The 18,401-nt window shown below is 35.1% G+C and carries 21 protein-coding genes; 13 read left to right on the top strand and 8 right to left on the bottom strand.

Annotated features, from left to right (window positions below):
* The first annotated feature begins 25 nt into the window (after positions 1-25).
* The 5 genes from ACN5L8_RS05520 to ACN5L8_RS05500 all read left to right on the top strand — a co-directional run bounded on the left by ACN5L8_RS05520 (position 26) and on the right by ACN5L8_RS05500 (position 4,606).
* The gene (locus tag ACN5L8_RS05520) at positions 26-1,219 is read left to right on the top strand and encodes a hypothetical protein (protein WP_419172535.1); all 1,194 of its coding nucleotides are present in this window, start codon (positions 26-28) and stop codon (positions 1,217-1,219) included.
* A complete protein-coding gene (locus tag ACN5L8_RS05515) occupies positions 1,200-2,399 on the top strand; it encodes a hypothetical protein (protein WP_419172534.1) in 1,200 nt (399 codons plus the stop codon). The genes ACN5L8_RS05520 and ACN5L8_RS05515 overlap by 20 nt, the downstream gene beginning before the upstream one ends.
* Positions 2,400-2,485: 86 nt before the next feature.
* On the top strand, positions 2,486-2,995 hold the full coding sequence (locus ACN5L8_RS05510) for a hypothetical protein (protein WP_115361099.1): 510 nt from the start codon (positions 2,486-2,488) through the stop codon (positions 2,993-2,995).
* Between the two features lie 99 nt (positions 2,996-3,094).
* Positions 3,095-4,162 carry an AI-2E family transporter gene (locus ACN5L8_RS05505; RefSeq protein WP_412474254.1) on the top strand — a complete coding sequence of 356 codons (1,068 nt, stop codon included), beginning with the start codon at positions 3,095-3,097 and terminating at the stop codon, positions 4,160-4,162.
* 9 nt (positions 4,163-4,171) lie between these two features.
* On the top strand, positions 4,172-4,606 hold the full coding sequence (locus ACN5L8_RS05500; protein ID WP_419172533.1) for an OsmC family protein: 435 nt from the start codon (positions 4,172-4,174) through the stop codon (positions 4,604-4,606).
* 1 nt (position 4,607) lies between these two features.
* Here the strand turns inward: ACN5L8_RS05500 and ACN5L8_RS05495 are convergent, their stop codons facing one another.
* The gene (locus ACN5L8_RS05495; protein ID WP_419172532.1) at positions 4,608-5,789 is read right to left on the bottom strand and encodes an FAD-dependent oxidoreductase; all 1,182 of its coding nucleotides are present in this window, start codon (positions 5,787-5,789) and stop codon (positions 4,608-4,610) included.
* A 12-nt stretch (positions 5,790-5,801) separates the two neighbouring features.
* Positions 5,802-6,311 carry a Tll0287-like domain-containing protein gene (locus ACN5L8_RS05490; protein ID WP_115361091.1) on the bottom strand — a complete coding sequence of 170 codons (510 nt, stop codon included), beginning with the start codon at positions 6,309-6,311 and terminating at the stop codon, positions 5,802-5,804.
* Between the two features lie 170 nt (positions 6,312-6,481).
* Here ACN5L8_RS05490 and yghU point away from each other — a divergent pair, with 170 nt between their 5' ends.
* Positions 6,482-7,336 carry a glutathione-dependent disulfide-bond oxidoreductase gene (yghU, locus tag ACN5L8_RS05485; protein ID WP_334679063.1) on the top strand — a complete coding sequence of 285 codons (855 nt, stop codon included), beginning with the start codon at positions 6,482-6,484 and terminating at the stop codon, positions 7,334-7,336.
* A gap of 19 nt (positions 7,337-7,355) precedes the next feature.
* Here yghU and ACN5L8_RS05480 read toward each other — a convergent pair whose 3' ends face one another.
* Entirely contained in the window at positions 7,356-7,541 is a 186-nt protein-coding gene (locus ACN5L8_RS05480) for a hypothetical protein (RefSeq protein ID WP_419172531.1), read from the bottom strand.
* A 68-nt stretch (positions 7,542-7,609) separates the two neighbouring features.
* Positions 7,610-7,819, bottom strand: a complete 210-nt coding sequence (locus ACN5L8_RS05475) for a hypothetical protein (protein WP_419172530.1) — start codon at positions 7,817-7,819, stop codon at positions 7,610-7,612.
* A gap of 146 nt (positions 7,820-7,965) precedes the next feature.
* On the opposite strand from ACN5L8_RS05475, the gene egtB reads away from it, so the two are divergent.
* Positions 7,966-9,201, top strand: coding sequence for an ergothioneine biosynthesis protein EgtB (gene egtB, locus ACN5L8_RS05470; protein WP_419172529.1), 1,236 nt, complete (start codon positions 7,966-7,968; stop codon positions 9,199-9,201).
* Positions 9,201-10,187: an L-histidine N(alpha)-methyltransferase gene (gene egtD / locus ACN5L8_RS05465; protein ID WP_419172528.1), complete on the top strand. Its 987-nt coding sequence runs from the start codon at positions 9,201-9,203 to the stop codon at positions 10,185-10,187. Before egtB ends, egtD begins: the two co-directional genes overlap by 1 nt.
* On the opposite strand, the gene ACN5L8_RS05460 is transcribed toward egtD, so the two are convergent.
* Together ACN5L8_RS05460 and ACN5L8_RS05455 are read right to left on the bottom strand one after the other, a co-directional pair.
* Positions 10,184-10,531, bottom strand: a complete 348-nt coding sequence (locus tag ACN5L8_RS05460) for a zinc ribbon domain-containing protein YjdM (RefSeq protein ID WP_115361084.1) — start codon at positions 10,529-10,531, stop codon at positions 10,184-10,186. The two genes, egtD and ACN5L8_RS05460, sit on opposite strands and share 4 nt — an antisense overlap.
* Positions 10,532-10,577: 46 nt before the next feature.
* On the bottom strand, positions 10,578-11,297 hold the full coding sequence (locus ACN5L8_RS05455; protein ID WP_419172527.1) for a DUF3750 domain-containing protein: 720 nt from the start codon (positions 11,295-11,297) through the stop codon (positions 10,578-10,580).
* Between the two features lie 88 nt (positions 11,298-11,385).
* On the opposite strand from ACN5L8_RS05455, the gene ACN5L8_RS05450 reads away from it, so the two are divergent.
* On the top strand, positions 11,386-12,279 hold the full coding sequence (locus ACN5L8_RS05450; protein ID WP_419172526.1) for a cation diffusion facilitator family transporter: 894 nt from the start codon (positions 11,386-11,388) through the stop codon (positions 12,277-12,279).
* Between the two features lie 7 nt (positions 12,280-12,286).
* Here the strand turns inward: ACN5L8_RS05450 and ACN5L8_RS05445 are convergent, their stop codons facing one another.
* Complete coding sequence (locus ACN5L8_RS05445) at positions 12,287-12,979, bottom strand: cupin domain-containing protein (RefSeq protein WP_419172525.1); 693 nt, start codon at positions 12,977-12,979, stop codon at positions 12,287-12,289.
* Positions 12,976-13,536 carry a sigma-70 family RNA polymerase sigma factor gene (locus ACN5L8_RS05440; protein ID WP_419172524.1) on the bottom strand — a complete coding sequence of 187 codons (561 nt, stop codon included), beginning with the start codon at positions 13,534-13,536 and terminating at the stop codon, positions 12,976-12,978. The genes ACN5L8_RS05445 and ACN5L8_RS05440 overlap by 4 nt, the downstream gene beginning before the upstream one ends.
* A gap of 280 nt (positions 13,537-13,816) precedes the next feature.
* On the opposite strand from ACN5L8_RS05440, the gene ACN5L8_RS05435 reads away from it, so the two are divergent.
* From ACN5L8_RS05435 to ACN5L8_RS05420, 4 genes are read left to right on the top strand one after another with little or no spacing between them, the layout of a single operon-like run.
* On the top strand, positions 13,817-15,115 hold the full coding sequence (locus ACN5L8_RS05435; RefSeq protein ID WP_419172523.1) for a DUF1295 domain-containing protein: 1,299 nt from the start codon (positions 13,817-13,819) through the stop codon (positions 15,113-15,115).
* A complete protein-coding gene (locus ACN5L8_RS05430) occupies positions 15,115-16,353 on the top strand; it encodes an NAD(P)/FAD-dependent oxidoreductase (RefSeq protein ID WP_412474258.1) in 1,239 nt (412 codons plus the stop codon). The genes ACN5L8_RS05435 and ACN5L8_RS05430 overlap by 1 nt, the downstream gene beginning before the upstream one ends.
* The gene (locus tag ACN5L8_RS05425; RefSeq protein ID WP_419172522.1) at positions 16,350-17,141 is read left to right on the top strand and encodes a DUF1365 domain-containing protein; all 792 of its coding nucleotides are present in this window, start codon (positions 16,350-16,352) and stop codon (positions 17,139-17,141) included. Before ACN5L8_RS05430 ends, ACN5L8_RS05425 begins: the two co-directional genes overlap by 4 nt.
* Positions 17,138-18,394: an SAM-dependent methyltransferase gene (locus ACN5L8_RS05420; RefSeq protein ID WP_115361069.1), complete on the top strand. Its 1,257-nt coding sequence runs from the start codon at positions 17,138-17,140 to the stop codon at positions 18,392-18,394. Before ACN5L8_RS05425 ends, ACN5L8_RS05420 begins: the two co-directional genes overlap by 4 nt.
* Positions 18,395-18,401: the final 7 nt, after the last annotated feature.

The following is an 18,401-nucleotide window of genomic DNA, read 5'->3' as shown; positions in this document are numbered from 1 at the left end:
TCCTGTCTTATTGTACTAAGATTGAATGAATAAAACACTCCTCGCTATTTTATTGGCACAGCTAATCTGTGGAAATACTTTCGCTATAAATATTGCGGGAACAAGTGCTTATTTCGACCAAAAAGACCTTGAAGAAGTAACTTCAAGATTATCCTCACAGCAGCTTTTTGAATTAGATAATTTGTCATTAAGCGACTCTCAATGTGAGTACGAGATCTTAGAAGATGTTTATCAATTAGATAAGGATTTAAGCTTAAAAGACTCACTCATTTATTTAAGGTCTAATAAGACTATTGATGATACTGAATACCGTCTTTTAAATCGAACAATCAAATCATTTTTAAAATCAAAGAAAGATAAATACCTTTCACCATTTAAATCTAAGGTAGAAGATTTTAATAAAAATGCATTTCATGATTTTGCAAAGCAGATCGAAGGTGGCCTTTGTTTGAATATCGCTTTTAAGAACCTAATAGGTGCATTAAAAGTTGAAAAACCAATAAAGAGTTTTAAGGTTGCTTATCACAAAGGTCTAATTTCAAAGAGAATGTATTGGCAGCTTAAAAGACTGGTACAAGAAGATTATCATAAAGAAGCAAATACATTATCTGAATATCGTAAAAATCAAAACTTTTTAACAAATCAATTTCCTGAACGTCTTGAGATTGAGGGCGTAGACTATATTTCAAAAAGAAGTGAAAAGCGAAAAGCATCTCGTCGTGAAGTTCTACTTTCAAAATATAATCCATTTCAGATTATTTATCTTAGAAGCATGATGGAAAGACTCTTAAATCGCATTAATGCAGACTTTGTATCGATTAATGTTGTTTTAGACGATGAAGTTGTGGAAGAAATAATTCTCGACCCATTAGAGCAGTATCGTTTTGCTGCAAAGATGATTCGTAAGGAATTAGGGGATTTACAAAATACAAATTTATTCTCATCAACGAATGTATCGTTTGAGGATATCTTGGCCGCTTCTTTTGAAACAGGTTTAGTAAATGGGGAGGATCTAAGTACTCTTGAGACAGTTGAGTACGTTTGGAATCCTAAACTCACAAAAGGTGAAAAACGAAAGCGTTTTATAAAAAGATATGGAACGATTTTTGTTGCTGCAATTCCTGCTTCTGTTTATTTTGTGAAGGTTTTTGCTCTCGTTGGAATCGAAATGTTAACTGATATTAAAAAGGAGCCAGCTCGTGATCATTCAATGTTCTAAGCTCTTGGTGCTTCTTCTTATTGCACAGTTTAGCTTTGCTGCTTTTAAAACAACAGTTTTAACTCGTAATAAAGAAATGGATCTTGTAAAAAAAGAGGTCGTATTCACAGACATCGACAACCTTGGAAAGTTAGAAGATAAGAGTTTTAAAATAGTTAAAGCAAAGTCTGAAAAACCGATTATTTTATCTGAACTAAATGATGACTTAGAAAAGATGAGAGCAGCAAGTGTTTACTTTCATCTAAAAAAAGCGAAGAAGTATTTTCTTGATGTTGTTAATTCTAAGTATGTAAGTGAGTTAGGGCAAATCACAATTAGACTTGGAATTACTAATCAATTTAATTCTATTGGTCACTTTGCTCATGATAATCTAGCTCCTGAATATAATAATGCTCTTTCAATCCCTCCTGGGGAAGGAAGAGCAAGATTTGGTATTGATCCTTGGCAACATGAGATCTGGTTTAGGCCAGCAAAAGAAGTTGATTTACCTAGTGAAGGATTAAAGAACGACTTCGAACAAACAGCGGCACTATTTAGTGAGTTTCGTACTCAATCTCGATTTGCTAACTTTCAACGATTTGTTGCTGATCTATTTTTATTAAGCGGTGATGAGCTTGTGGATTCTGGACTTAGTATCTTAGGTTCCACGGCAATTATTGAAGCTTCGTTTATAGCGATGAAGCATATATATGGACTTCTTCAGGGAAAGAGTTATTTATTAGATACATCGTTTATTCCTGAAATTGTTTATCATGAGTTCGCTCATATCGCTCTTAGTGACAAGTTAACATTAAGTCATTCTTCACCTGTTAATGAAGGCATGGCCGATTTCTTTGCCGCTTCAATTGCCAATAGTTCAACACTTGCTGATAAGGTAAAGGACTATGCAAAAAGAGTACGTGAAAAAGATGCATTTAGAGAGCAGACTTATCAATCAGGCTTTGAGTCTAATGCATATGCAAATATTGACTTTGTCTTAGGAGTACTTTGGCAAGTTAGGGAGCTAGATGAACAGAAGAGTCACTCGTATATATATAATATTAGAAATAATTTAACGAGTAGCTCAAACATTAGAGGTGATTTAGTGAAGTCCATTCTTAAGGAATGTCGACGCTCTTGTAAATCTCCGCTTAGTGGCAGAATAAAGCTTCTAAACGCCTATCATGAGATGGGTTTATAAATACATAGATTCGATAAAGAATTGACGTAATATATTTTGTTGGGTATTAACCCATATATTTTAACTAATTATTTAGGGAGATGTTCATGTTTAAGAAATTAGCTGCTGTAGCACTTGTATGCTTCTCGTTTTCAACACTAGCTAATGTTGATGCGAAAATTGCTCCAATCTTTGAAGAGGTTGAGTTTAAATTATCTGTAGAGTGGGATCAAAAAGATCAAGAGTTCTACAATGAAACTGTTAGAAACTTTGAGACTCAATTAGGTGAGTTAAGAGCAGAAGGTGTAAAACCTGCTGACGTTTTAAACTACCTAAAGTCTAATATCAAAGATCAAAAAGTTGCCAATGAACTTTCTAGTCTTGTCGCTTCAATTGATCTTGAAACAATGACTCTTGAAGAATCAAAATCACTAATTCAAGATTATGTAGATGGTATGAAAAATACTGGAGCAAATTACCACGGTCGTTATGGTTATGACTATGGATTCTACTACCTATTCTTTGGTGGAGTAGTATTTTATTACTACTGGTATGCTTATAGCTACACATACTATGATTGTTACTATGATAGATGGGGTTATTACTACTGCTACTAAAATCAAACCGTAAAAATTATGTTAAAAGAGGCCTCCTTTTTAGGAGGCTTTTTTTATTCTTTATTTGCACACTAAGGCATTCAAACATACAATATTTATATGCAAAATAAATATAATGTAACTTATGTATTCTTTGGTTTTCTTTTTCTATTAATTGGATATTTGGTTTGGATGATGGCCAGGCAGATGATTGGACCAATTATTTTTGGCCTTGTTTTAGCCGGTGTCTTTAATCCACTAAAAAATAAAATTATTAGCAAGTGGAAAGTTACAAATTATACCAGCTCCATCCTTACGACTTTGATTATTACATTACTTGTACTAATCCCACTAATATTCTTAGCTCTAGCTCTTAGTAAGGAAGCAGTTTCATTATATCAAAGAATTGTCAGTGCTTTAGCACATCACGAAGTTGATAACTTCTTATTTGGACAAGGGGCCGTCGCTGATTTAATAAGAAGCTTTTCTCAAATGTCTGGTATGGATATTGATATGGAGCAAGTAAAGACTGCTGTTTTAAATGCCCTTAAAGGAGCTTCAGGAACAGTGATTTCAAGTATCAATTCGATTATGGGTAATATCATTACTTTTATATTTGATTTGGCCATTATGATGATTGTCGTCTTTGGTATATTCATTGAAGGAAAGCATTTAAAAAACTATATATTTGACCTATCACCACTGCCTTCAGACCAAGAACAGAAGATTTTAGAAAAATTTAATCAAATGAATTATGTAACTTTGGTATGTAATGGTGTTGGAGGAGTTATTCAAGGTGTACTTGCAGGTATTGCTCTTTGGTTTACGGGGTTTGAATCCATCGTCTTATGGACAGTTGTTATGGTGTTTTTGGCCTTTGTTCCATTAGTGGGAATATCAATCGTAACGATTCCTGCCAGTTTATATCTTGTACTAACGGGTGATACAGGGGCAGGAGTAGGGCTCTTTATCTTTACTTCTCTTGTTGGACTTATTGTTGAAAATTGGTTTAAACCCAAGTTTATTGGCGACCGAATTAAGATCAACTCTACCTTTGTTCTTCTAACGATTATAGGCGGTATGGGAGTATTTGGTATGGGAGGAATCTTCTATGGTCCAATTATAGGAATTTTATTTCTCACAGTAGTTGAAATATATCATGATCAATATAATTTTGTTGTTGAATAGGAGTTAATATTGGCAACTTACACGACAGTTACTACAGGTAGAGCCGATAATATTGAATTAAATCTTACGGCCGAGAAGAAAGAATCTCTCACAGTTACTCCTCCTCCTCAGTTTCAAGGCGTTGAAGATAAGTGGAGTCCTGAAGATCTTTTTAGTGCGAGTATTTCAAGTTGCTATATACTTACTTTCAAGTCATTTGCACAATTTCAAAAGCTTGCGTGGACCAATATTGAAGTTAAGGCCGATGCACATCTTGAAAAAATTGAAAAAGGTTTTGCTTTCACAAAAGTGGATATCTATGTAAACCTTGAAATTTGTTGCGAAGGAAATGTCGATCCATATTTAGAGCTACTCTATAAGGCCAAAGATAATTGTCTGGTTACTAAATCTATGAATTGTGAATTTAACCTACACCCAAAGATTAAGAATACAGCAAAGAAATAAATTACATTCTGCCTTTCAACATTCCATGCCAATACACAAGTGGAAGAATATGGGCCTTTAGAAAGTACATACTCCAGCGAGGCTTAGACTGATCAAAAGGAAAAGTTTCGCAAGGCTTTCCATCGTAATCAAACTCTGCAAGAATCAACTGCCCATATCCTGTAACTATTGGACATGACGTGTAGCCATTATATTCTCTATTAAAGTCAGATCTCTTATTAATAAATTTGACTATATTCTCTGCTACCACAGGTGCTTGTTTTCTAATTGCTGCACCAGTTTTCGCTGTTGGTGCATTAGAAACATCACCCAAAGAGAATACATTCTCATATTTTTGATGTTGGAAAGTATGCTTGTCTACATCAATCCAACCAGTCTCGTCTAAGAGCTTACTATTTATCAAAAAATCTGGTGCTGACATTGGTGGAACAACATGAATAAACGAATATTCTTTTTCAATGAGTTGATTTGTTTGAAGATCTCTAAAGAAGGCTTTTTTATTAATTCCGTCAATTCGCTCTAGGTTTATTTGGAAATGAGTTTTAATATCTCTTTCTTTTATAATCTTCTCAAGTGACTTTTTATATTTCTCAACCCCAAAGATAGCTTGGCCAGGGCTTGTAAATTCTATCTCTACATTATTTCGCTTTCCATGCTTTCTTAAATAGTCTTCAACTAGATACATAATTTTTTGTGGGGCACCACCACACTTTAAAGGAGAGTTAGGAAAAGTAAATAATGCACTACCATGATCAAGCTCTTGTAGGAATTTCCAAGTATAATCAACATATTCATAGCTGTAGTTAGAGCAAACGCCGTCTTTACCCATTGCCTCTTTCAGTCCTTCTATTTGATCCCAGTTTATTTGAATTCCTGGAGCAACAACAAGAATATCGTATTTTATAATGCCTTCTTTTGCACACTCAACTTCATTTTTATCAGGATTTATTTTAATACAACGATCTTGAATCCAGCTAACTTGGTGGGGCATAACCTCTTTGGTTAACTTTCTAGTTTCTTCTTTTGTTCCAATTCCAGCACCGTTTAGGGTCCAGTAAGGTTGGTAGTAATGATACTTAGAAGGCTCGATAACGGAAATTTTAAAAGATTTATCAAGAGAGTTTCTCAACCTAGCTGCTGTTGTAATACCAGCTGTACCTCCGCCAACGATAACTATATTCATTTTTTATCCCTATTATTTTGTTTTAAAAGTTGCCCAAAAATATCCTCGAGTATCACCTGTTTTATAGCCAGTGGCCTTATCTGCAGGATATAGCTTATTAATTCTAGCTGACACTTCAGGTTTTATATTTGAACCGTGGCAGTTTAAACAAAGTGGCATTGTCTTTATTGGTTTTATAATTCCGGATTGATTATTACTAATTCGAACAACGCTATAGCCTTTCTTGTTAGATCCTGATTCGTAAGCATCAATTGTTTCTTTCATCCAGTCTTTTACTGTATTATTTGGATTTCTATTTTTTAGACTAACACGTCCGACCTCAATACCTTTTGAATGGTATTTTTTAGTGATGGGCATGGCCTTTGTATTACAAACCTCAATGGCATTAACTGGTGAGACCTTCATTGCTGATTGAAGCTCTTTTTTTAGTGCCATAGCTGTTTTTTGAATTGCTTCAAGGGCCTCTTTTTGCCCAGCTAGAGTTGAAAACGAAAGTAGTACTAGAAAGATTATTTTTTTCATAAATCTAGAATAGCATAAAAATATATTTATAATTTGATGCGTATCAATATTTGTCTTCTTTTAATCATATTTTTAACATTCTTAGGTATGGATTTTTACAGAGGCTTCACATTCAATCTCATTGATTGATGTTATAATGATTAAAATTTCATTTATCTAAAGGAGAATATATGAGTGATAAATATACACCACCTAAGGTTTGGACTTTTTCAGAAGGTAACGGAGGTGAGTTTGCAAATATTAATCGACCTACAGCTGGTTCGAGAGAAGAAAAGAAGCTCCCACAAGGTGAGCATCAATTTCAATTATATTCACTAGGGACTCCTAATGGAGTTAAAGTCACAATTATGTTCGAGGAGTTACTTGAACTTGGCATTAAAGAAGCCGAATACGATGCATATCTAATAAATATTGGAGAAGGAGATCAATTTGGTTCGGGATTTGTCGATATTAATCCAAACTCTAAAATCCCTGCACTTTTAGACAAGAATCATGGTGAAGAAATTAGAGTATTTGAATCAGGATCAATCCTTGTCTACTTAGCTGAGAAATTTGGCAAGTTCCTTCCTAAAGATCCAATAAAAAGAGCTCAAACTTTTAATTGGTTATTTTGGCAAATGGGAAGTGCGCCTTACTTAGGTGGAGGCTTTGGGCATTTCTATGCATATGCCCCTGAAAAATTTGAATATCCTATTGATCGTTTTGCTATGGAAACAAAGAGACAATTAGATGTATTAGACAAACAATTAGCGAATAATAAGTATATTGCAGGAGATGAATATACTATCGCTGATATGGCCATCTTCCCTTGGTATGGGGCACTTGTTAAAGGGAAACTATATGATGCAGCGGAGTTTCTATCTGTACATGAGTATAAGAATGTCATCCGCTGGGCAGATGAATTAATTAAAAGACCTGCTGTACTGCGAGGCCGTGTCGTTAATCGAGCGTGGGGAGATGAAGATCAGCAACTTCATGAACGTCACAGCTCAGCTGATTTTGAAAAAATTAAGTTAGAATATTAAAATATAAATTTGGAGGTCATTAAAATTGATAATTTGCTTCAATGCGGTGATCTCCATCTGTTATATCTACTAAATTACTCCAATTTGCAAAGTAACGTAAGTTAAAGCGTGGTGTGAATTGATAGCTTGCTGCAAATTCATGTAAGAGAATATTATCTTTTCCTGGAGCATATGCACTATCTTCATAGATGTTAGAGCCACTCACAGCAGTTAGCCAAAAGGGATTATAATTTAGCCATATTTTCTCTGTTATCGTAAACTTTCCATACATTCCTATAAGTGCATTAACTCCATAGATAGAGAACCCACTATCAATACTTGAATCATCTTCAACAACATTTTTTCCAAAGTCGTACCTATACCTGCCTGCGTATAGACTGCTAAAGGGTCAGACATGTCCTGAACTTCATTTTTATCTTGTGCAAAGATGAGAGAAGAGAAAAGGAATAGTAATGTAATTGAATACTTATCTTTAAATTTCATGTTGAAAGTCTCCATTTTGATCTTTTTAAAATTATAAGTAGGGTGAAGCTTGATTCAAACTTTATTAATTCTTTAAGAAATTTTAATATTCTTAACTTTCTATCATCACCCTTCCACGGTAGCGTTTTATTGCATCGAGAATTAATGTGGGGGGAGCTATAAACTTTAATTCAGAAAATCTATTCAAAATAAATAAGGCCAAGGGGGAGATTGGATTTCACGTAATCCAAAATGATATAACTTCTATCTATCTTAATATAAGAAAGGAAACGGAAGATATATGTAAGCCTTTAGAGATTGAGGATTATGTTGTTCAGCCTTGTGCAGAAGTAAGTCCACCTAAGTGGCATCTTGCCCATACCACATGGTTTTTTGAAGAATTTATTTTAGCTAAGTATCTCGATGATTATCAGCGATACAATAAGGGCTATTCATATTTATTTAACTCATATTATAAATCCGTTGGGAATCACTGGTCGCAAGGACAGAGGGGACATCTATCTCGTCCTACAGTAAACGAGATTTATGAATATCGTAAGTATGTCGATTTCTATATGTGTGAAGTTTTAACTAATATGGATCCTGTTTCAGAAATTGAATTCTTACTTGAGGTCGGCCTAAATCACGAGCAACAGCACCAAGAATTATTACTAATGGATATCAAATATATATTTGCCATGAATCCTTGTAATCCTGCTTATTATCAGTACTGGCCATTAAAAGTTTTTCGCTCAAGGAATCAGTGGAAAAATGTTGAAGGTGGAATTTATCAAGTAGGCTTTAATGGACAGGATTTTTCATATGATAATGAAAAACCAAATCATGAAAGAGTGATTCTTTCGTACTCTGTCAGGCAACAATTGATTACTAATAGTGAATATTTAGAGTTCATTAATGATGGTGGTTATGAAGATTTTCGACTGTGGCCAAGTGATGGACATGACTGGGTTAAAGAAAACAAAATAAAAGCACCACTGTATTGGTCTTTAAATGATGGAGAGTGGTTTGAGTATACTCTTGGAGGATTAGGCTTAGTTGATCCAAATGCAAGTGTTTGCCATGTTAGTTACTATGAGGCTTATGCCTTTTCAAAATGGGCCGGCTATCGTTTACCTAGTGAATTTGAATGCGAATTAGGCCTTGATGAAGGACCTCATGAATTGTGGAATTGGACATCTTCTCATTATTCTCCATACCCAGGTTATGAATCATTTCTAGGAAGCCTCGAAGAGTACAATGAGAAATTTATGTGTAATCAATTTGTTTTAAGAGGCGGCTGCTTTGGTACTCCAAGTAATCATTATCGAAAAACATATCGTAACTTTTATCGTCCACATCAACGTTGGATGTTTTCAGGAATAAGAATTGCCAAGGATAAGTAATGGAAATATCTAATTTAGTAAATTATGAAAATCATATTAACGACAAAGAACAATTTGCTCTCGATGTGCTTAATGGGCTAAGTCGTGACGAAAAAATGCTATCAACTAAATACTTCTATGATGATAAGGGAAGTGAGTTATTTCAAAAAATAACTAAACATGAAGACTATTACCTAACTCGTACTGAGTACGAAATTTTAAAGCAAGCTAATAAAGAAATTGCTAATATCATTTCAGAAGATGAAGTGGATATTGTTGAACTTGGTGCTGGAGATGGCCATAAAAGTAAATTAATTATTGAAGGATTACTAGAAAGCGGGAAAACAGTAAATTATTATCCTGTCGATATATCAGCAGAGGCAATGAAGCAACTTGAAGAAGTCATTACTCCTAACGAAAATCTTCAAGTACATGGTGTTGTCGCAGAATACTTTGAAGGACTTCGCTATATTAATGAAAAGTCTAGAAACCGTAAGCTTGTTTTATTTTTGGGATCAAATATTGGAAACTTTAATCGTCATCAAAGTCACTACTTCTTACAGCATATGTGGAATGGACTAGAGGCAAATGATATGGCCCTTATTGGTTTTGACCTTAAAAAAGATGTTGAGAAACTCACGGCCGCTTATAATGATTCTAGTGGGTACACAAAAGAATTTAACCTAAATCTTTTAGAGCGTATAAATAAAGAGCTAGGTGGTAATTTTGAACCAGAGAACTTTCAGCATGTAGGAATCTTTAATCCAAAAATAGGAGCTATGGAAAGCTACTTGCTTCCAAAGAAGGATCAATCAGTTTATATAAAGTCATTGAAGAAAGCGTTTCACTTTGAAGCTTTCGAACCACTACACCTAGAATATTCTTTCAAATATACAAAAGGTGACATTGAAACAATGTGCTTTGATAGTGGTTTTCAAGTCGCAAAACATTTTACTGATAAGAATGAATACTTTATTGACTCATTATGGAGAGTTGTAAAAGCCTAAGCTTTTTTAACTACCGAGCACTTTAAGTACATTGATCCGTGGCCATCAACTTTACATGAGATATCGTGTCCGTTAACTGGATCATCAAGTAAGCGAATATTTTTTACTTTCGTTCCTGACTTGATTGTGGACTTACCGGCTTTAAGGTCTCTAATCACTGTAACAGAGTCGCCATTTTGTAGAGGGGCCCCATTAACATCAAGGAATTGATGCTCTTGTTCAGTTTCTTCATTGTTAGCGTCTAGACTCCATTCATGAAAACATTCAGGGCAATTCCACAATTGTCCATCTGAGTAAGCATATGGAGACTCACATTTTGGGCATTTTTGATTTTCTTCAGTCATGAAATTAGATTAATCCTAACGCCATCGCTTGTAAATATAATAAATATCATAGTGAGCGGTCTGGATAGCCAACGCGTCCAGCAAAAGGCAGCTTAAGTGCTGGATCAGCAAAGTCGACACCAAAGTTTAACCCAAGAAGGTTGAATTCAATTCCCTCTGCTCTACCAAATGTTACACCTAAGAGCCCAAAGGCCGATAGGGTGTAGCCAGTATTTGATGCTGTCGGGGCAATAAATTTATTAGTGCCTAGGTAATCCTTACCAATGGCATGAGGTGGAAGTTCAATATCCAATTCTTCTATATTGCGATTTAGATAGGAAACAAATGTATTTGAGTTTGGTCCAGGCCAAATACGATAAAGATCTTTATACGGATAATTTTCAATTAAAGGCTTTAGCTTTTCAATGATAGTAGCAGCTTTTTTTCCTCGTGCCTCAAAGGCGAGGGTTGGCATATTATCAAACCATAAACGATCAGGAAGGTCCTTTTCAATTCTAATGGCGCTACCTTCTCTTCTGATATTCCATGAAGTAACTTGCGCTACAGTGTATTGTTCTTCATCAACTTTCTTCCAAGCAATCCATGGATGGACGGCAAAGTTGCCTCGCCAGGAAAAAGCTCGTGCGTAGTAGACTTGTACAATATCTTCCTTTAGCTCATGGGCCTTAGGCGCAATTCCTGCACTTTCACGTGATGTCTCTTTCCACGACTTTGATGAACAAGATAAAATTAGAAATAAAAGAATAAGTGTATTAATCAACTTCATACTAGAGATTATAACATCGTATCCCTCTTGAATTCTACGGTTTAATCATTAATAATATGAATAATTACACAGAATCTGAGGAGCCCTTATGTCTGGAGGACATCACCATCATCATCACCACCATCATCATGGTGATATGAATAGCAAGAATATCTTAATCGCATTTTTCCTCAACGCTAGTTTTGCTGTGATTGAATTAATTGGCGGCTACTTAACAAATAGTGTGGCCATCTATTCAGATGCTCTCCATGATATCGGAGATAGCCTTGCTCTCTTATTTTCATACTTCGCAGAAAAATTAAGTAAGAAAGAAGCGGATAATCAATTTACTTTCGGTTACCGCCGTTTTTCGATTCTATCGGCACTTATAAATGGCCTAATTCTTTTCTCTGGTAGTATTTTTGTCATTTATGAAGCAGTTCAAAGAATAATGGCACCTGAGCCTGTTCAGGCAATGGGAATGCTATGGCTGGCCTTATTGGGAATTGTGGTGAATGGGGTTGCTGCTTATCGCATGTCTAAGACGAGTGGCCTAAATCAAAAAATGGTAATGTACCATCTATTAGAAGATTTAATGGGGTGGGTGGCCGTTCTTATTGTCAGTGTAATACTTCATTTTAAGCCTTGGTATATTTTAGACTCGATTCTTTCGATCTTGATCTCATTTATTATTCTAAGAGGTGTTTATCATAATCTTAAAAAAGTTGGACTAATATTCCTTCAGCATTTTCCTGATGAAATTGAGATGAATACAATAAAAGAAGAGGTTGAGGCCTTAGAGCTTGTAAAAGATATGCATGCTATTAAAGGTTGGTCATTAGATAATGAATCATTCTATTTAAGATTTCATATTCTTGTTGCGCCGGAAACAAAGGCAAGGGACTTAGACATTTTAAAGCAAAGTATTAAAGAGGTTTTATCTAGTCATCATGTTGTCTATTCCACAATAGAGTTTGAATCTTCAACTGATTGCTGCGAGTAATAACTTTCTAAGACCTCTTAAGGTACCACCAGAGTAGACGATTTAATGGTGCCAATAATCCTTGAAAGAAGTTAAGGCGGTTTTCAACAAATGAAACCACTAAGCATCCTTCATCACTTGCAGTTGCTGGTGCATGAGTATCTTTTTCATCAAATACAGAAAAGTCACCATTACTTAAACGAGTTCCTTCACTGTAATAATAACCATCAACAACATAGCTATATTCACGTCCACTGTGGCCGTGCTCTGGAACAGTTTCTCCTGGTCCCATGTAGATAAAGAAAAGACCACCACCGGCACCTTCTGTAATTTGTGCCACACCGCAATCATTACCGAACTCTTTCCAATTAAGGTTTTTCTCTGCCGCAAAGGCCAACTTTTCAGGTAATTCAAATACCTTGTCTCCGAAGTTAATCGTTGCAGTATTTTGCTTGGCTTTAATATTTACAATCGTTTCTCTTTCTTCATCTTCTATACGATTAAAGAGGCTTTCAAACGCATCGTCCACTTCATCTTTTTTGATCTCACTATCATCACTAAAGAAGACTTGAGCTTCCTCGTTTGTAAGTGTGGCCATATGTTGTTGGCAGTCCTCACATTCACTTAAGTGAGTTGATATTAGAAGAGAAGCTCCCGCTGGTAACTTAGCGTTAACATAGTCTCTTATTAAATTTGTGTCAGGATGATAAAGCTTATTCACTTTTCCTCCATTAGTAATTTTAAGTTTTTAATAGCTAGTCTTACCCGTGATTTTACTGTCCCCAGGGGGATGTCACGCATGTGAGCAAATTCCGAATGAGTTAGTCCTTCTCGGTATATACCGTAGAGAACATCCTGCTGATCTTGAGAGAGTTTAGTTATCATTTCTTGAGTTTGCGCTCTTTGATAAATCTCTTCAATTTCATGCGTAGAATCAAGTGTGTGAATATTTTCATCAAAAACATCATCAGCACTTATGATTGCTAAAGGATCACGGCTTTGTTTTCTTAAATAGTCATATTTTGTATTTCTTATTATTGTAAATAGCCAAGTATTAACATTGGCCAATTCTGGAGAGTATGAGGAAGACTTCTTCCAAACCTTTAGCATGGCCTCTTGAGAAAGCTCTGCGCAAACTTCCTTTGATAATCCAGCCTTAAGGAGGTAGTTCATCGCCTTTGGGTAATAAAAATCAAATAGCTTCTTAAAAGCATGTCTTGATTTTTCCTGAGCGATTTCTCGAATCAAGTTTTCTAATTCAGTTAGGCCCAATTGCACTTTGTGATGTCTCCTAATAATAGGAATTAGTCTATCACATCTGAGTCCTAAATTCGCTAAAACTTGATCCTGCATATTTATTACTCTCATATTACTCATTACGAGATGAATCAAAAAATGGATCACATTAAAGTTGATTTTTTCTTATTTAATATAAAAGACTGGGTGTAAGCTGTTGAAATTACATTGTTTTGTGCTTTTTTTCTTATTTAACTGATCTATTTCTAAGCCTTATGCGTACTAATAGGCATAAGGATAACTGACTTAAAAAGGATCAAACGTGTTTGAAAGTATACTGATTATCACAGCACTGCTTCTAGTCTATTTTACGATTGGCTGGTACATCTCTTTTCGAGTTAAGGTATTTGCCTACTTAGACTTTTATTGGTGCTCAAGCTTCTTTCTAATTATGGGAGTTTTATATTTTAACTACCCAGAGGGCCAAAACTTCTTTGAAAACTTAAATGCTATTGTGCTTTTTTGTCTCTACGGAATCTGGTCTGCACGCTTAAGCACACATCTCTTCACTCGAATAAGACAAACGGGAGAAGATAAACGCTACATAGAGTTAAAGAAAAAGTGGAAAGTCATGTATGGAGTCTATCTCTATGGGCTATTTGTTGGTGAAGCCTTATTAAATGTTGTCTTAGCTATCCCTCTCTACCTAGCGATAATGAATCCAACTTTTGATTTATCAAATTACTTTGGAATTTTAATTTTTACCATTGCAATTATTGGAGAGCTAATCGCTGATTCTCAGCTTAAAAGGTTTGTTTCCAATAAAGAAAATCGTGGAAAAGTCTGTGATATCGGTCTTTGGAAATACTCAAGACATCCAAATTATTTTTTTGAAACATTAATTTGGGCCGGCTTTGGGGTATATGGACTTAGTTCAGCACCTATTTCATTTATCGGTTTAATACCGTATTTGATCATGCTTTATCTTATTACTTCAGTAACAGGAGTACCTCCGGCAGAGGAGTCTTCATTAAAGTCTAAGGGTGATCTTTACCGTAAATACCAAGAAAGAACGAACCGCTTTTTACTTTGGTTTCCAAAGGTGAACACAATAATTATTTTAATGACAAGTTTATTACTAATAGGAGGCAATGTGGATATGGCATACGCGCAAGATGATAATGCACAAACGAAATCTCAGGCCCAACGAATAGAGAAGGTCTTTAATGAATTAAGAGCTGATAACGTCGATATTCTTGATAACTTCTATGCTCCTAATGCTCTATTTATTGACCCTATTGGACGCCATAAGGGAATCGATGAAGTTAAGGGATATTACAAAGGTATTTATGAAGGTGTAACTGATATCAAATTTGAGTTTTCGGATATTATCTCAAATGGTTCTAATCATGTGGGAGTATGGAAAATGATTTTGAGAACTCCAAATCTAAACTCAGGAAAACCAGTTATCCTTCATGGAAACTCAGTCATAAAGTTTAATGAAAATGGACTTGTAAGCTATCACCGCGACTATTTTGATATGGGTGAATTTATATATGAACATATTCCTGTTCTCGGATCAGTCACAAAGTACATTAAGAAAAGGCTGAAGGGGGAGTAGTGAAAATAGCAATCATTGGTTCTGGTATTTCTGGTTTAACATGTGCATACAAACTTTCAAGTAAGCACGACATTACTCTTTTTGAGGCCAATGATTACCTTGGTGGGCACACTCATACACATGATATTGAGCTAGATGGTGAAAAACATCGTGTTGATACTGGGTTTATCGTCTTTAATAAAAAGACTTATCCAAACTTTTTAAAACTTCTTGAAGAATTAGAAGTTGCTTATAAACCGACATCCATGAGCTTTAGTGTCAGCTGTGATAAAACTGGTCTTGAGTACAATGGAACCTCATTTAATACTCTATTTGCTCAGCGATTAAACTTTTTAAGACCGAAATTCTATTCAATGCTAAAGGGAATAATTGACTTTAATAAGAAGGCCAAGGATTTTCTCTCTAATGATAATGGAGATATCTCTCTTCAAGCATTTTTTGAATCACGAAAAGTTAAAGATAGTGTAATTGAATATTATATTGTTCCTATGATGGCCGCGGTATGGTCGACTGACCCAAGAGATGTATGGCAATTTCCTGCTAAATTCGTACTAAGATTTTTTGAAAATCACGGCTTCCTAGAGGTTGATGATCGTCCGCAGTGGTATGTAATTGATGGAGGATCAAATTCTTATATTGATAAAATGCTTCCACATTTTAAGGATAGTGTTAGATTAAATACTCCCGTTCAAAAAGTTATTCGTCATGATGATCACATTGTTGTGGAAACAAAGAATGGGAGCGAAAAATTTGATCATGTTATTTTTGCAACACATAGTGATATTTCATTAAAGATTTTAGATGCTCCAACACAAAAAGAGAGCGAGGTTCTTTCTTCAATTCCTTATATTGCTAATCCAACATACTTACACTTAGATCGAAGTTTTCTTCCAAAGAAGAAGCTTGCTTGGGCAGCATGGAATTATCAACTTCCTATTGAAAGAAAAGTAGGGGCCACAGTGACATACAATATGAATATCTTACAAGAGTTAAAGAGTAAGAATTTGTTCAATGTCACTCTAAACCCATACCGAAAAATAGATGAGAAGAAAATAATTAAAAAAATGGATTATATGCATCCATTATTCTCTCTCGAGGGGATGAAGGCACAAGAAAGTTGGAAAGATATAAGTGGAAAGAATCGTACTCACTATTGTGGAGCATATTGGCGTAATGGCTTTCACGAAGATGGTGTTTTCAGTGCTCTTCGTGTTGTAGAGGAACTGGAGAAGATATGAAAAGCTGCCTCTACGAAGGAGAAGTCCTTCACAACCGTTATTCACCCAAGGAGCATAACTTCAAGTACAAGTTATTTCTAAGCTATATTGATTTAGATGAACTTGATGAAGTCTTCTCTAAATCAAAGTTTTGGTCTCTTGAAAAGTTGAACTTTATTTCTTTTCGAAGAAGTGATTACCATGGCGATAAGTCAAAACCACTGAAAGAAGAAGTTTTTAACACTGTTGAAGACAAGATTGGTAGAAGACCAAATGGGCCAGTAAGAATTTTAACAAATTTACGCTTCTTTGGTTATTGTTTTAACTCAGTGAGTTTTTACTATTGTTATAAAGAGGATGGAGAGACGCTTGATGCCTTAATGGCAGAAATCGAAAATACTCCTTGGGGTGAGCGTTATTGTTATGTCTTTGATGGGGAGGATGTAAATGACAAATCATTAAAAATTAAGCTCGATAAGAAATTTCATATCTCACCATTTTTCCCAATGGATATTAAGTATATTTGGGAATTCTTTGTGCCATCGAATTCTCTTAGAATTCATATGACAAGCTTAGATAAAGGCAGTGCAGTCTTCTTTGCAGGACTTCAGTTAAAACGGGTTAATATTTCATCTCGTTCTTTAAATCGAATGCTTTTTAAACATCCGCTAATGACTTTTAAAATGATATTTGGAATATATTTTCAAGCATTAAGACTATGGATGAAAAGAATTCCATTCTTTGATCATCCAAACCCAGACAGTCGTAGATCAATAATCTCAGATAAAAATAAGGAAGGTGTATTATGAAACCAGACTATAAAACTCTTCAGAAATACCCTGAAGTACAAGCGCTATCAAACTATGGTTTTTTAACAAGATCCATTAGAAAGCTAATACTTAAATCATTAGATGATCTTCAATATGGACGTCTTAAGATTATTGAACAAGATATCACTACTGAGGTTGGTAAAGGTGATATCCTTGTTAATGCTGAAATCAAGGTCAATGATCCTTCTTTCTTTGTTGATGTTTTCACTAAAGGATCAATAGGTGCAGCAGAGTCTTATATTCTTAAGAAATGGGACACTGATGATCTTGATAATGTTATGAGACTATTTGCTTTAAATAAGTCTACACTCAGTCAAGTGGACTCAGGCCTTGTTAATCTTCTAAAGCCTGCAAGGCTAATTGAGTATTGGCAAGACAGGAATACTATTGATGGTTCAAAGAAGAATATTAAAGCGCACTATGATCTTCCAGATGAGCTTTTTGAACACTTTTTAGATGAATCTATGATGTACTCATCTGCATTTTTTGAAAACGAAGAATCAACACTAGAGGAGGCACAGCAAGCAAAGCTTAAGCTAATCGCTGAGCGCCTCGATATACGAGCTGAAAATCGTATTCTTGAGATTGGTTCTGGTTGGGGTGCATTGGCGATCTATCTTGCAAAGAATTATGACTGCCACGTTACGACGACAACAATATCAGATAATCAGTATCGTGTAACAAAAGAGAGAATTGCTAAAGAAGGTCTAGAAGATAAGATCACTTTATTGAAAGATGATTATCGTCTTCTAAAAGGTGAGTATGATCGTGTTGTATCAATAGAAATGATTGAAGCAGTAGGTGAGCAGTTTTTAGATAGTTATACGCAAAAGATATCTGATCTCTTGGTTGAGGATGGGCTGGCCCTACTTCAGATTATTACAATTAACGATCAAGAATATGACCGTGCCGTAAAGGAATTAGACTTCATTAAAAAGTTTATTTTCCCTGGAAGCTTTATTCCTTCAATTCATGCTGTTCTTTCATCATTTAAGTCTACTTCAGATATGCGTTTATATAATCAAGTGGACTTTACATCACATTATGCAAGAACTCTTGAGGAATGGAAAAAACGTTTTAATACAAATACTCATGAAATCCCAAAACTTGGAGAAGATGAGGAATTTATAAGATTATGGAACTTTTACTTCTCATATTGCATCGGTGGATTCCACGAAAGGGCCATTGGTGTTTCTCATTTAACTTTTGGAAAACCACTATATCGTAACTAAGGAGAAT

This window comes from Halobacteriovorax sp. (assembly GCF_048381875.1).
Lineage (GTDB): Bacteria > Bdellovibrionota > Bacteriovoracia > Bacteriovoracales > Bacteriovoracaceae > Halobacteriovorax_A > Halobacteriovorax_A vibrionivorans.
This window is presented reverse-complemented; position numbering and strand designations above follow the sequence as displayed.

Bases quoted from the DNA above. Each gene is read 5' to 3' on its own strand.
- ACN5L8_RS05490 (WP_115361091.1), bottom strand. From the start codon at position 6,311: ATGAAAAAAATAATCTTTCTAGTACTACTTTCGTTTTCAACTCTAGCT.
- ACN5L8_RS05455 (WP_419172527.1), bottom strand. From the start codon at position 11,297: ATGAAGTTGATTAATACACTTATTCTTTTATTTCTAATTTTATCTTGT.
- ACN5L8_RS05425 (WP_419172522.1), top strand. From the start codon at position 16,350: ATGAAAAGCTGCCTCTACGAAGGAGAAGTCCTTCACAACCGTTATTCA.
- ACN5L8_RS05450 (WP_419172526.1), top strand. From the start codon at position 11,386: ATGTCTGGAGGACATCACCATCATCATCACCACCATCATCATGGTGAT.
- ACN5L8_RS05510 (WP_115361099.1), top strand. From the start codon at position 2,486: ATGTTTAAGAAATTAGCTGCTGTAGCACTTGTATGCTTCTCGTTTTCA.
- egtD (WP_419172528.1), top strand. From the start codon at position 9,201: ATGGAAATATCTAATTTAGTAAATTATGAAAATCATATTAACGACAAA.
- ACN5L8_RS05460 (WP_115361084.1), bottom strand. From the start codon at position 10,531: ATGACTGAAGAAAATCAAAAATGCCCAAAATGTGAGTCTCCATATGCT.
- yghU (WP_334679063.1), top strand. From the start codon at position 6,482: ATGAGTGATAAATATACACCACCTAAGGTTTGGACTTTTTCAGAAGGT.
- ACN5L8_RS05520 (WP_419172535.1), top strand. From the start codon at position 26: ATGAATAAAACACTCCTCGCTATTTTATTGGCACAGCTAATCTGTGGA.
- ACN5L8_RS05505 (WP_412474254.1), top strand. From the start codon at position 3,095: ATGCAAAATAAATATAATGTAACTTATGTATTCTTTGGTTTTCTTTTT.
- ACN5L8_RS05495 (WP_419172532.1), bottom strand. From the start codon at position 5,789: ATGAATATAGTTATCGTTGGCGGAGGTACAGCTGGTATTACAACAGCA.
- ACN5L8_RS05475 (WP_419172530.1), bottom strand. From the start codon at position 7,819: ATGAAATTTAAAGATAAGTATTCAATTACATTACTATTCCTTTTCTCT.
- ACN5L8_RS05420 (WP_115361069.1), top strand. From the start codon at position 17,138: ATGAAACCAGACTATAAAACTCTTCAGAAATACCCTGAAGTACAAGCG.